This is a genomic window from Arthrobacter senegalensis, assembly GCF_059091765.1.
In genome coordinates this window covers 413,063-425,828 of sequence record NZ_JBNHGZ010000003.1, presented here as the reverse complement: position 1 = coordinate 425,828, position 12,766 = coordinate 413,063, and the positions used below count along the sequence as shown (strand labels likewise).

Sequence of the window (12,766 nt, the reverse complement as noted above, 5' to 3'; positions counted from 1 at the left end):
CCGAAAACGCCACCGGCGCCAACAGCACCGACAAGGCCGTGGCCATGCCGTCAAGCGGCTGGCCCAAGGACTACCGCGCCGGTTTCGTGTCGCTGGTGGGCCGCCCGAACGCGGGCAAGTCCACGCTGACCAACGCGCTGGTCGGGCAGAAGGTGGCCATCACCTCCGCCAAACCGCAGACCACGCGGCACACCATCCGCGGCATCGTGCACCGGCCGGATGCCCAGCTGGTGCTGGTGGACACGCCCGGCCTGCACCGGCCCCGGACCCTGCTGGGGCAGCGGCTGAACGACCTCGTGGCGGACACGCTTGCCGAAGTGGACGCGATCGGCTTCTGCCTGCCGGCCAACGAGAAGATCGGCCCCGGCGACCGCTTCATTGCCAACCAGCTGGCCGCCCTGTCCGGCAAGCCCGTGGTGGCGCTGGTGACCAAGACGGACCTGATGGACAAGCAGGCGCTGGCCGAGCAGCTGCTGGCGGTCGCGGCACTGGGCGCGGAGATCTTCGGCCCGGACGGCTTCGCCGACATCGTGCCGGTTTCCGCCGCCAAGGGAGACCAGGTCCAGACGGTCGCGGATGTGCTGGTCCGGCAGATGCCGCTGTCGCCGCCGCTCTATCCCGACGGCGAGCTCACGGACGAACCCGAAGCCGTGATGGTGGCCGAGCTGGTCCGGGAGGCGGCGCTGGAGGGGGTGCGCGACGAACTGCCCCACTCGCTGGCCGTGGTGGTCGAGGAGATCGTTCCGCGCGAAAGCCGCAGCGCCGACAACCCGCTGCTGGATGTCCGGGTGAACCTCTTCGTGGAGCGTCCGTCGCAGAAGGCCATCATCATCGGCAAGGGCGGGGAGAGGCTCCGCGACGTCGGCACCCGCGCGCGCAAGGGGATCGAGGGCCTGCTGGGCACCCGCGTCTACCTTGACCTGCACGTAAAAATAGCCAAGGACTGGCAGCGCGACCCCAAGCAGCTGGTGCGGCTCGGTTTCTGAGCCTCCGGCGCCGCCGGGAACTTTCCCCGGCCGCAACCCGTAGAATACTTAGCGGCCAGTGATGGGCTGGCCGCGTCTTTTTTATCTGACTTACAACCGTGCAGAGGGGTATCCCGTGGATCATCGCGGCAGTTCCGGTGATGACCCGCAGACCCCGACGGGACAGCCGCCCGCGGGGCAGGATCCCGCCCCGCGGTCACCGGCCGGCGGCCCGCCGCGGCGCGCGCAGGCGCGGGCCGCCAATCCGAGGCACATGGGCCGCGGGCCCAAACTGCTGTGGCTGAAGGTCGTGGCGGGCGCGCTGGCGCTGGCCCTGGCGGCCGGTGTGGGCGTCGTGGTGTTCAAAATCGTGGGCCTGCGCGACAGCATCAGCACCTCGCCGCTGAACCTGGGCACCGGCGCCCAAGGGCTGCCGGTGGACCTGAGCCGTGATCCCGTGCAGATCCTCATCCTGGGTACCGACACACGCGCCGGCAGCGACGGCCGGTACGGCTCGGACGGCTCGTCGGCCGGCTTCGGCAAATCGGACGTGATGATGCTGATGAACCTGTCCGCGGACCGGGAGCGGGTCACCGTGGTCAGCCTGCCGCGCGACCTGCTCACCACCATCCCCACCTGCACCGATCCGGAGACCGGCGAGGTGTACCCGGAGCAGCAGGATGCCCAGCTCAATGCCGCCCTGACCTATGGCGGCCCCGGCTGCACCGTGGCGGCCGTCAACGAAATGACAGGCCTGGAGATCGACCACTTCATGATGGCCGACTTCAACGCGGTCAAGGAGCTCTCCACGGTGATCGGCGGCGTGGAAGTCTGCGTCAACGAGCCCATTAATGACACCTACTCCAAGCTGCGGCTCCCGGCCGGCGTGAGCACCGTGCAGGGCGAGCAGGCGCTGGCGTTCCTGCGCACCCGGCACTCCTTCGGCGACGGCGGAGACCGCGGCCGTATCCGTGCGCAGCAGAGCTTCCTGGCGTCCATGGCCCGCAAGATCCAGTCCGAAGGCACGCTGACCAACGTGCCCCGCCTCTACTCCATCGCCGAGGCCGTGGTCAACAACCTCACGGTGGACGAAGGCCTGGCCGAGGTTTCCCGGCTGCTGGCCCTGGCGGACCGGGTCAAGAGCGTTGACCTGGGGAAGGTCGCGTTCGTCGCGCTGCCCACTAAGAGCGCCCCCATGGACGAGAACCGCCTGGTCCTGGACGAGGAACCGGGACAGGCCCTGTTCCGGATCCTGCGCCAGGACGGCGACGTCACCGCACCGGAGGTCAACACCGCCGGGTCGCCCGACCCGACGACGACGGGGGAGGCCGGCGGAGAACCCGCGGCCGGCGCCTCGGGCGGCGGCACCCCGTCCCCGACGGCAACCGACGACGGCGGGCCGACGGCCGGGGCGACGACCGCGCCGGGCGGGGACCCGACGGCCGGCGTGCCGTCCTTCGACCCGGCCGTGCAGCCCGTCGAGGTAATCAACGCCTCCGGCGCGGCCGGCCGCGACGAGGAACTGGCCGAACAGCTGCAGGCGCTGGGGTACCTGCTGGCGGCCCCGGGCGACGGCGGATCCGAACGCACCACCACGCAGCTGTTCTACTCGGCCGGATTCGAACACGTGGCCCTCTCCCTCGCGGAAGAACTGAACGTCCCCCGGGCCAACGTCCTCGCCTCCGGCGACCACTACGGCGTCGCCCTGTCGGTCGGCCGGGACTTCGCCAGCGGCACGCAACTGGCCGAGACCGGCGGCGTGGCCGGCGGCTTCAAGGGCCAGACCGCCGACCAGGTCACCTGCCAGCAGCCCGGCGCCTTCTAGCAGCCGCTACCAGATCCTGACCCGCTCGGCCGGGTCGAGCCACAGCCCGTCGCCCGGAGCGGTGCCGAACGCTTCGTGGAACGCGTCCAGGTTGCGCACCACCTGGTTGCAGCGGAACTCGTTCGGGGCATGCGGGTCGATCGCCAGCCGGCGCGCCGCCTCCTCCGAACGGATCTTCTGCCGCCAGCACTCGGCCCAGGAGTAGAAGAACCGCTGGCTGCCGCTCAGCCCGTCAATCACCGGGGCTTCCCGGCCCGCCAGGCTCAGCCGGTACGCGCGGTACGCGATGGCCAGCCCGCCGAGGTCGCCGATGTTCTCGCCCAGGGTGAGTTCGCCATTGACCGTGTTGCCGGGAGCCTCCGCCGGACTGAGCGCCGCGTATTGGGCCACCAGTTGGCCGGTGAGCCGCTCGAAGGCGGCCCGATCTTCGTCGGACCACCAGTTCCGCAGCGCGCCGGTGCCGTCGTACTGCGATCCCTTGTCGTCGAAGCCGTGGCCGATCTCGTGGCCGATGACCGCACCGATGGCGCCGTAGTTGGCCGCGGCATCGGCGTCGGCATCGAAGAAGGGCGGCTGTAGGATCGCCGCGGGGAAGACGATCTCGTTCATGGTCGGCATGTAGTAGGCGTTGACGGTCTGCGGCGTCATGTGCCACTCGGCCTCGTCGATGGGCTTACCCAGCTTCGCCAGGTTGCGGCGGACCTCGAACTCGTTGGAGGCGAGGACGTTGGACCAGACATCGTCCCCGGGCACGAAGGCGGAGTAGTCGATCCACTTCTCCGGGTAGCCGATCTTGGTGCGGAAGGCCGCCAACTTCTCCAGCGCTTTCCCGATCGTTGCGCTGCTGAGCCACGGCAGGGCGGAGATGCTCTCCCGGTAGGCGGCCAGAAGGTTGGCGACCAGTTCTTCCATCCGTTCTTTATGCGCCGGCGGGAAATGCCGCGCCACGTATTCCTGCCCGATGGCCTCCCCGAGGGCGCCTTCCACCAGGGACACGCCGCGCTTCCACCGCTCCTTGAGTTCCGGGGTGCCGCTGAGGGTGCGGCCGTAGAAGCCGAAGTGCGTCTGGACCGCTTCGTCGTGAAGATAAGGCGCCGCCGTCGTCAGCACGTGGAGCCGCAGCCAGGCCTGCCAGGCCTCCAGCGGCTCGCTGTCCAGCAGGGCGTCGAGCGTGCCGAGGAACCCGGGCTGGCAGACCACCAGCTCGGCCGCCGCGCCCGCTTCGGGGCCCAGCGCCGCCAGCCATTCCGGCATCCAGTCCGCCATGGCGGCCACCTGCCCGGCGGTGCGCAGGTTGTAGGTCTGCTGCGGATCGCGGCAGGAGACCTTGTCCAGGTGGCCGGCCGCCAGCTTGTGCTCCAGATCCAGCGCCGCGTCAGCCTGCACCGGGTCGAAGCCGGCCAGCTGCAGCATCTTCCGGGCGTAGTCCCGGTAGGCCTCGCGGATGGGACCGAAGTCCTCCTCGCGGTAGTACGCCTCGTCCGGCAGACCCAGTCCCGCCTGGTACAGGTAGATCAGGTAGCGGGTGGGGTCGCCGGCGTCGTTGTTGACGAAGAACGCGAGCGGATACGCGGCGCCGCTGCGGCTGAAGGCCCCGATCACCTCGCGCAGCCCGTCCCGGTCGGAAATCTTCGCGATCGCGGCGAACTGCTCCGCCAGCGGCGAGAAACCCTTGGCCTCGGCCGTGTCGGTGTCCATGAAACCGGCGTAGAGGACGCCGATCTTACCCGCCGGGCTGGTGGGATCCGGGTGCGCGGCGGCGTCTTCGATGATGGCCCGCACGGATTCTTCGGATGCGTCGCGCAGGGCCGTGAAGGAGCCTTCCAGCGCCCGGTCGTCGGGGATGGCGGTCTCGGCAAGCCACTTCCCGTTCACGTGCCGGAAGAGGTCGTCCTGCGGGCGGACGGCCGGGTCGACGTTGGACAACACGATGCCGGAGCGGCTCATGTGCGCCTCATTTCTTCGTTGCTTTCATCTATTCCCTCACATCCTACGCACCGTGCTAGTGTGAAATTGTGCGCGCAGGAATGCTCCTTCTTAGCTGCCGCGGCGAGGCCACGCGAACTACTGTTTGACAGGCCGAACCCTCGCTGCGGAGTTTGTGTTGCCCGGCCAAAATTTTTCGATTAGCTCACATGAGAAAAGGCCACACACCAAAATGCGAAACGCACAAAAGTCCTCCGGAATGCCCATCCATAAGTACATTCCCTTCCAGGACCAGATCGCCGTAGAACTGCCCGACCGCACCTGGCCGGACAAAGTGATGACGAAGTCCCCGCGCTGGTGCGCCGTGGACCTGCGCGACGGGAACCAGGCGCTGATCGATCCGATGAGCCCCGAACGCAAGCACAAGATGTTCGACCTGCTGGTGAAAATGGGCTACAAGGAGATCGAAGTCGGTTTCCCGTCCGCATCGCAGACCGACTTCGACTTTGTCCGCCAGCTGATCGAAGGCGACCGGATCCCCGATGACGTGACCATCCAGGTCCTCACACAGTCCCGCGAGCACCTGATCGAGCGCACCTACGAGTCCATCGCCGGCGCCGGCCGCGCCATCGTGCACCTGTACAACTCCACCTCCGTGCTGCAGCGGCGGGTGGTGTTCCGGGAAGACCAGGACGGCATCGTGGACATCGCCTTGCAGGGCGCCCGGCTGTGCCGGAAGTACGAAGAGGGCCTGAAGGGCACCGAGATCACCTACGAATACTCGCCCGAGTCCTACACCGGCACGGAACTGGAATTCGCGGCCCGCATTTGCAACGCCGTCACCGACGTCTTTGAGATCTCCGCCGACCGGAACGTCATCCTGAACCTGCCGGCCACGGTGGAGATGGCGACCCCGAACGTGTACGCCGATTCCATCGAGTGGATGTCGCGGAACCTGAACAACCGCGAGAACGTGATCCTCTCCCTGCACCCGCACAACGACCGCGGCACCGGGGTGGCGGCGGCGGAACTGGGCTACCTGGCCGGCGCCGACCGGATCGAGGGCTGCCTGTTCGGCAACGGCGAGCGGACCGGCAACGTGGACCTGGTGACGCTGGGGCTGAACCTGTTCAGCCAGGGCATCGACCCGATGATCGATTTCTCCAACATCGACGAAGTGCGCCGCACCGTCGAATACTGCAACCAGCTGCCGGTGCCCGAACGCTCCCCGTACGGCGGCGACCTGGTGTTCACCGCATTCTCCGGCTCCCACCAGGACGCCATCAAGAAGGGCTTCGAGGCCATGGAGGCCGACGCGGCCGCCCAGGGCAAGACGGTGGACGAACTCGTCTGGGCGGTGCCCTACCTGCCGGTCGATCCGAAGGACCTGGGCCGCAGCTATGAAGCCGTGATCCGGGTGAACTCGCAGTCCGGCAAGGGCGGCGTGGCCTATCTGCTCAAGCACGAGCACAACCTGGACCTGCCGCGCCGCGCCCAGATCGAGTTCTCGGGCGTCATCCAGCGGCGCACGGACACCGTGGGCGGCGAGGTCAGCCCCGCGCAGCTGTGGGAGACCTTCACCGACGAGTACCTGCCGACCCCGGACAACCGGTGGGGCCACTACACCCTGGGATCCGTTAAGACCGACAGCGCCGACGACGGTTCCTTCCAGCTGACCGCCACCATGGGCGTGGACGGCGTCCAGAGCCGCCGCACGGCCGAAGGCAACGGCCCGATCGCCGCGCTGCTGGAAATTTTCCGGCAGGACGGCGTGGATGTGCGGGTACTGGACTACACCGAGCACGCGCTCTCCGAGGGCGGCAACGCCCGGGCCGCCGCCTACGTGGAGTGTGCCGTGGGCGACCGGGTGCTGTGGGGCATCGGCATCGACACGAACACCACCATGGCCTCCCTGAAAGCCGTCGTGTCCGCGGTAAACCGCGCCATCCGCGACGAAGGGGCCAAGGCCGCCGGCTCCCTCTAGGGAACCCTCCAGCGGGCTTCCCTGCCGTGCCGCGGCGGGGGAGCCCGCTTTAGTGGGAGAATGGGACGGTGTCCAACAGATCCTTCGCCTCCCGCACGTACCGGGACCAGGGCGTCATCCTGCGGACCCACAAACTCGGCGAGGCCGACCGGATCATCACGCTTCTCACCAGGCAGCACGGCCAGATCCGGGCGGTTGCCAAAGGCGTGCGCCGCACCAGCAGCAAGTTCGGCGCGGTGCTGGAACCCTTCATGGTCGCGGACCTGCAGTTGGTCTCCGGCCGGAGCCTGGACATCGTCACGCAGGCCCAGATGGTCGGGCCGTACGGCCGGGACATCGCCGCCGACTACACCAAGTACACCTCCGCCGCCGCCATCTGCGAGACGGCGGAAAAACTCACCGACGTCGACGGCGAATCGGCAGGAGCGCATTACGGGCTGGTCATCGGCGCGCTCTCGGCGCTCAGCCGCAGCGTGCACGCACCCGAGCTGATCTTGGATTCCTACCTGCTGCGGGCGCTTGCGACGGCGGGCTGGGCCCCCAGCTTCGACCAGTGTGCCCGGTGCGGCGCCCAGGGACCGCATACCGCCTTCGCCGCTCCGCTGGGCGGCGCGGTATGCCACGACTGCCGTCCGCCCGGGTCGGCCTCGCCCGCACCGGAAACGATGCAGTTGCTCGCCGCCCTGCTCTCCGGAGACTGGCCGGCAGCGGACGCCTCCGCCGCCGGCCCGCGCCGCGAGGCCGCCGGCCTGGTGGCCAGTTACCTGCAGTGGCACCTTGAACGAACCCTGAAATCCCTCAAGCATGTGGAGCGAGTGTGACCCCGATTTCCCGGCAACCGCAGCAGCCATGGCCGCATCCCTCCGGCGCCAGACCGCCCGCCCTGCCTCCGGCGCTGGTCCCGGAACACGTGGCCATCGTGATGGACGGCAACGGCCGCTGGGCGAACCAGCGCGGGCTGCCGCGGACCGAGGGGCACCGCGCCGGGGAAGCGGCCCTGCTGGACGTGATGGCCGGCGCGATCGAAATCGGGGTCAAACACGTCAGCGTGTATGCCTTTTCCACCGAGAACTGGAAGCGGTCCCCGGAAGAGGTCCGCTTCCTGATGGGCTTTAGCCGGGATGTGCTGCGCCGCCAGCGCGACCAACTCGACGATTGGGGGGTGCGGATCCGCTGGTCCGGCCGCCGGCCCCGGTTGTGGAAGTCGGTGGTCAACGAACTGGAGGTCGCCGAGCGACAGACGGCCGGCAACTCCACCTGCACCCTGACCATGTGCGTGAACTACGGCGGGAGGGCGGAAATTGCCGATGCCGCCGCCGCCATCGCCGCCGACGTCGCGGCCGGACGGCTGCGGGCATCGTCGGTCTCGGAAAAGACCGTGCAGCGCTACCTCGACGAGCCGGACCTGCCGGACGTCGACCTGTTCCTGCGCACGTCGGGGGAGCAGCGTTTCTCCAACTTCATGCTGTGGCAGTCCGCGTATGCGGAGATGGTGTTCATGGATACCCTCTGGCCCGATGTGGACCGCCGCACCCTTTGGGAAGCCATCGACATTTACGCCCGCCGCGACCGGCGGTACGGGGGAGCGGTGGACGCCGCCGCGGCCGGCGGGGCCTAGCCGGTTGCAACCGCGGCGGCCGTACTACCGCTGCTGGGTGTCCGTAAGGTCCTCGGTCCGGTCGTCCTGCAACACGTAGGCCTGCGCCCAGCGCTGCAGCCGGGCATAGGCGTCCCGCCGCACGTCGGTGCGGGAGAGGAACACGTCGTGCAGGGCGTCATGCACCTGCTCGATGGAGACGCTGTATCCCAGCCGGACCGCCCGCTCAGTCATGGTGCGGATGTCCAGCACCACGTCGGTGCTCCTCATGTCCTCGTGCCAGACCGAGCCGTTCATGCTGCGCGTCGAAGACATCACCAGCACCGGGATCTCGAGCTTCAGCCCCTTCGCGACCTTCGACTGTCCCTCCCAGATGGCGCTGAGCCAACCGGCGCGCACGGGGAAGGACTCCGGCGGCCGCAGCCTGGGGTCCAGATCCCATTCGCCCTCGGCGGTGCGGCTGATGCTGCGGTAGTAGAAGCCCCGGACCGGCAGTTTGATCTCGGTTTCCGGCTTGAGCCGGGACAAGGGTTCCAGCACCGCGCCGGCGGCTCGCCGGACCAGGGAGCTGCCGTGCATTTCCAGCCAGGGACTGTTCAGGACCAGGGCGCGCAGCTCGCCCGGGTGTTCCGCCGCCCACAGGGCCGCCACCAGCCCTCCGGTGGAGTGTCCCATCAGCGTGATCTTCGTCTCCGACTGGCCGCGTTCCTCACGGATCAGATCGAGCGCCAGCGAAATCTCGTCCTCGTACTGGCGCAGGTCCGTCACGAAGCCCGCCGGATCCCCCTCCCGCAGGCTGCGTCCGTGATGGTGCAGGTCCAGCGCAAAGAACGCCACGCCTTGGCGGTGCCAGAACTCCGCCAGTTCCGTGTTGAAGAAATAGTCGCTCCAACCGTGCACATACAGGACGGCGTGCCCGCCGGGGGAGCGCTGCGGGGAGTGCGGCAGGTAGCGGATCAGCGTCGCCCGCTGCTCCCGCCCGCCGGGGGCCGGCACTTGCAGGACCGTGGACTCGAACTCCGGGCCGAGGATGTCTTCTTGCCAGTCGGCTGCCGTCGCCACGTGGTCCTTCCTCTCTGTCCGGTTGCTGCCCCCATGTTATCGCCGGGTGGACACGGTTTGGTGCGGCGGCCTCCGCACGGAAAACTAGGACCATGCGCCTCTACCCCGCCTTCTTCCGCGCCGCGTTCTCCTGGATGGACGCCGAGCGTGCCCACCGAATCGGTTTCCAGCTCATCCGTGCCGCGCACCGGTGCGGGGCCGGGGCAGTGCTGCGCCGCGTCACGCGCCCGGATCCGTCCCTGGCCACCGAGGCGCTGGGCCTGACCTTCCCCTCGCCGTTCGGCCTGGCCGCGGGCTTCGACAAGGAGGGTTTCGGCATCGAGGCGCTGGCCGACCTGGGTTTCGGCGCGGTGGAGGTCGGCACCATCACCGGGAGCGCGCAGCCGGGCAACGCGCAGCCCCGGCTGTTCCGGCTGGTCGAGGACCGCGCCGTGATCAACCGGATGGGCTTTAATAACGACGGCGCGGCGGCCGTCGCGCCGCGGATCGCCGCCGCCCGGCGCGGCCTGGCTTCCCGATACGGCACGCTCCGGCCCGTCATCGGCGTGAACATCGGCAAGACGAAGGTGGTGGAACTGGCTGATGCCACCGAGGACTATCTGAAGAGCACCCAGCTGTTGGCCCGGTCCGCCGACTACCTCGTGGTCAATGTTTCGTCGCCGAACACGCCCGGATTGCGGCTGCTGCAGAACGTGGAGACGCTGCGGCCGCTGCTGCGGGCAGTGGGGGAGACCGCCGATTCCGCGGCCGGCCGCCATGTCCCGTTGCTGGTGAAGATCGCCCCGGACCTCAGCGACGAGGACATCGACGACGTCGCCCGGCTCGCGCTGGAACTGAACCTGGACGGCATCATCGCGACCAACACGACGGTTTCCCGCGAGGGCCTTGTCTCGGACGACACCAAGATCGCGGCCTGCGGGGAAGGCGGCCTCTCCGGGGCCCCGTTGAAGCAGCGCTCCCTCGACGTGCTGCGCCGGCTGCGCGCCGCCGTCGGGGACGACCTGGCGCTAATCTCCGTGGGCGGTGTCGAGACGGCCGGCGACGTGCAGCAGCGGCTGGACGCCGGTGCGACCCTGGTGCAGGGCTATACGGCGTTCCTGTACGAGGGACCCTTCTGGGCAAGCCGCATCAACCGCGGCCTGGCCAAGCGCCGGCGCTGAACGGACCCAGCGCCATCCGGCGCCCCGGCATGCCCTCCGAAGCGCGACCGGGCCTCGGACGGGATGCGAAAGGGCAGGGCCTTGATGCTCCAAGCCCCAGGGATGCGAAAGGGCCGGGAGCCGCGATGCTCCCGACCCTTCGACCGGCCCCTCCCCGCTGGATCAGGCGGGGTATTCGCCGCGCTTGACCTGCGGCTTCGGCAGGCGCATCCGGCGCAGCTGCAGCCCGCGCATCACGCCGTACCAGACAGCCCCGCGCTCCACGTCGCCAAACTTGGCGGCCAGGCGCTTCTTGAGCTGGCGGCCGAGGATGAAGGCATCGATGGCGACCAGCGCCAGCAGCACCCAGAAGCCGAACAGGATGAACGCCTGGACGTTGAGGTCGCGGATAAAGCTGAGGACCACGAAGATGAGGGCGAAGACGATCAGGAATTCGCCCAGCACCCAGCGGGCGTCCACGAAGTCGCGGACGAAGCGCTTCTGCGGCCCCTTGTCGCGCAACGGCAGAAAGCGCTCGTCGCCGGTGTTCATGGCCTCGCGCATCTTCAGCCGCTGATCCGCCATGGCGGCCCGGTTGGCCTCCTTGGCGGCCTTGCGGTCGTTCGGAACCAGGGGGCGCTTGCGCGCAGCTTCCTGGTCCTTGCGCCGGGGCGTGGGCGCGCCCTTGCCGTATCGAGGCTGCTGGGCGTCGTTGGCCTGGTCGATGGTTTCCTGGGGCGTGGGAGCCTCTTTTTTACGTCCGAACACCAGTCAAGAATACCGGACCGCGTACGGCCGTTGTCCCCCTTGGGACCCGCGCCGCCGGGGGAGTCACGGGGGCATCGTCGCGACGGAGCCCGGGCGATAGGGTGTCGACTATGACCAATGTGAACGTAGACGAACTTGCGGCCGCGGTCGACGCCGGCATGGGGCTCACCATCTCCTCGTTGGAACAGCTGGTTTCGATCCCGGGGATCGCCTGGCCGGCCTTCGACCCGGAGGACCTGGCGCGCAGCGCGGATGCCGTAGCCGGCATGGTCCGGGAGCTGGGCCTGGAGGACGTGCAGATCCTCAGCGTCGCGAACGGCGAGGCCGCCGGCGGCCCCGCCGTCGTGGCCCGCCGCCCGGCCGCGGCCGGCAAGCCGACCGTCCTGTTGTATGCCCACCACGACGTGCAGCCGCCGGGGGACCCGGCGCTCTGGCGGACGGAACCGTTCAAGGCCACGGAGATCGACGGCCGCCTCTATGGGCGCGGAACGGCCGACGACAAGGCCGGGATCATGGTCCACCTGTCCTCGCTGCGCACGCTGCTGGAGGTCCTCGGAGACGATTTCGGGCTCGGCATCACGTTGTTTATCGAGGGGGAGGAGGAGGCCGGCTCGCCAAGCTTCCGCCCGTTCCTCGAAGCTCACCGCGAACTGCTGCGGGCAGACGCCATCATCGTCGCCGACTCCAGCAACTGGAAGGTCGGCGTCCCGGCACTGACCACGAGCCTGCGTGGCCTGGTGGACGGCACCGTGGAGCTGCGGGTGTTGGAACACGCCGTCCATTCGGGCATGTTCGGCGGGCCGCTGCTGGACGCGCCCACGCTGCTGGCCCGGCTGATTGCCACCTTCCACGACGACGACGGGTCGGTCGCCATCGAGGGCCTCGTGTCCGCTCCCGCCGCCTCGGTGGACTATCCGGAAGAAGACTTCCGCCGCGATTCGTCGGTGCTCGAGTCCGTGCGGCTTGCGGGCACCGGAAGCATTGCCGACCGGCTCTGGAACAAGCCGGCCTTGTCGGTGATCGGCTTTGACGCCCCCAGCGTCGAGCTCGCGTCCAACACCTTGATCCCCGCCGCCCGCGCCAAGATCAGCCTGCGGCTGGCACCGGGACAGGATCCGGACCGGGCGATGGAGGCGGTGGCCGCGCATGTTGCCGCCCACGCGCCCTTCGGCGCCGCCGCCACGTTCGTGCCGGGGGAACGCGGCCACGCGTTTGCCACCGACACCTCCGCGCCGGCGGCCCGGGCGGCGCTGTGGGCCCTGGAGCAGGCGTGGGGCACGCTGCCGGTGGAGGCCGGCATGGGCGGGTCCATCCCGTTCATCGCCGACCTCACGGAGGTCTATCCGGAGGCACAGATCCTGATCACCGGCGTCGAGGACCCCGATTCGCGGGCGCACTCGGCCAACGAGTCGCTGCATCTCGGGGACTTCCGCAACGCGGTCCTGGCCCAGGCGCTGCTCCTGGCACGGCTGAACGGCGAGGGACTCTAGGCCTGTTCGC

General features: G+C 69.0%; 10 protein-coding genes. 7 read left to right on the top strand and 3 right to left on the bottom strand.

The genetic code is table 11. The features are described 5' to 3' along the window. The first annotated feature begins 44 nt into the window (after positions 1-44). Together era and AC5RVG_RS12120 are read left to right on the top strand one after the other, a co-directional pair. On the top strand, positions 45-986 hold the full coding sequence (era, locus tag AC5RVG_RS12125) for a GTPase Era (protein WP_494014133.1): 942 nt from the start codon (positions 45-47) through the stop codon (positions 984-986). A 115-nt stretch (positions 987-1,101) separates the two neighbouring features. Further along, positions 1,102-2,790 carry an LCP family protein gene (locus AC5RVG_RS12120; protein ID WP_494014018.1) on the top strand — a complete coding sequence of 563 codons (1,689 nt, stop codon included), beginning with the start codon at positions 1,102-1,104 and terminating at the stop codon, positions 2,788-2,790. 6 nt (positions 2,791-2,796) lie between these two features. Here the strand turns inward: AC5RVG_RS12120 and AC5RVG_RS12115 are convergent, their stop codons facing one another. Continuing rightward, positions 2,797-4,737: a M13 family metallopeptidase gene (locus AC5RVG_RS12115; protein ID WP_494014017.1), complete on the bottom strand. Its 1,941-nt coding sequence runs from the start codon at positions 4,735-4,737 to the stop codon at positions 2,797-2,799. A 211-nt stretch (positions 4,738-4,948) separates the two neighbouring features. Between AC5RVG_RS12115 and leuA the strand changes: the two genes are divergently transcribed. From leuA to AC5RVG_RS12100, 3 genes are all read left to right on the top strand, one after another. Next, positions 4,949-6,700: a 2-isopropylmalate synthase gene (gene leuA, locus AC5RVG_RS12110; RefSeq protein WP_494014016.1), complete on the top strand. Its 1,752-nt coding sequence runs from the start codon at positions 4,949-4,951 to the stop codon at positions 6,698-6,700. Positions 6,701-6,768: 68 nt separating this feature from the next. Beyond that, positions 6,769-7,521 (top strand): DNA repair protein RecO, encoded by a 753-nt coding sequence (gene recO / locus AC5RVG_RS12105; RefSeq protein WP_493999761.1) that lies wholly within the window; start codon positions 6,769-6,771, stop codon positions 7,519-7,521. Then, positions 7,518-8,318, top strand: a complete 801-nt coding sequence (locus tag AC5RVG_RS12100) for an isoprenyl transferase (RefSeq protein WP_494014015.1) — start codon at positions 7,518-7,520, stop codon at positions 8,316-8,318. Before recO ends, AC5RVG_RS12100 begins: the two co-directional genes overlap by 4 nt. A 24-nt stretch (positions 8,319-8,342) precedes the next feature. On the opposite strand, the gene AC5RVG_RS12095 is transcribed toward AC5RVG_RS12100, so the two are convergent. Beyond that, complete coding sequence (locus AC5RVG_RS12095) at positions 8,343-9,359, bottom strand: alpha/beta hydrolase (protein WP_494014014.1); 1,017 nt, start codon at positions 9,357-9,359, stop codon at positions 8,343-8,345. A 92-nt stretch (positions 9,360-9,451) separates the two neighbouring features. Here AC5RVG_RS12095 and AC5RVG_RS12090 point away from each other — a divergent pair, with 92 nt between their 5' ends. Then, on the top strand, positions 9,452-10,519 hold the full coding sequence (locus AC5RVG_RS12090; protein ID WP_494014013.1) for a quinone-dependent dihydroorotate dehydrogenase: 1,068 nt from the start codon (positions 9,452-9,454) through the stop codon (positions 10,517-10,519). Between the two features lie 162 nt (positions 10,520-10,681). On the opposite strand, the gene AC5RVG_RS12085 is transcribed toward AC5RVG_RS12090, so the two are convergent. Beyond that, on the bottom strand, positions 10,682-11,266 hold the full coding sequence (locus AC5RVG_RS12085; RefSeq protein ID WP_493999757.1) for a DUF3043 domain-containing protein: 585 nt from the start codon (positions 11,264-11,266) through the stop codon (positions 10,682-10,684). Between the two features lie 110 nt (positions 11,267-11,376). On the opposite strand from AC5RVG_RS12085, the gene AC5RVG_RS12080 reads away from it, so the two are divergent. Beyond that, the gene (locus AC5RVG_RS12080) at positions 11,377-12,756 is read left to right on the top strand and encodes a M20/M25/M40 family metallo-hydrolase (protein WP_494014012.1); all 1,380 of its coding nucleotides are present in this window, start codon (positions 11,377-11,379) and stop codon (positions 12,754-12,756) included. Positions 12,757-12,766: the final 10 nt, after the last annotated feature.

Bases quoted from the DNA above. Each gene is read 5' to 3' on its own strand.
- leuA (WP_494014016.1), top strand. From the start codon at position 4,949: ATGCGAAACGCACAAAAGTCCTCCGGAATGCCCATCCATAAGTACATT.
- AC5RVG_RS12080 (WP_494014012.1), top strand. From the start codon at position 11,377: ATGACCAATGTGAACGTAGACGAACTTGCGGCCGCGGTCGACGCCGGC.
- AC5RVG_RS12090 (WP_494014013.1), top strand. From the start codon at position 9,452: ATGCGCCTCTACCCCGCCTTCTTCCGCGCCGCGTTCTCCTGGATGGAC.
- AC5RVG_RS12115 (WP_494014017.1), bottom strand. From the start codon at position 4,737: ATGAGCCGCTCCGGCATCGTGTTGTCCAACGTCGACCCGGCCGTCCGC.
- era (WP_494014133.1), top strand. From the start codon at position 45: ATGCCGTCAAGCGGCTGGCCCAAGGACTACCGCGCCGGTTTCGTGTCG.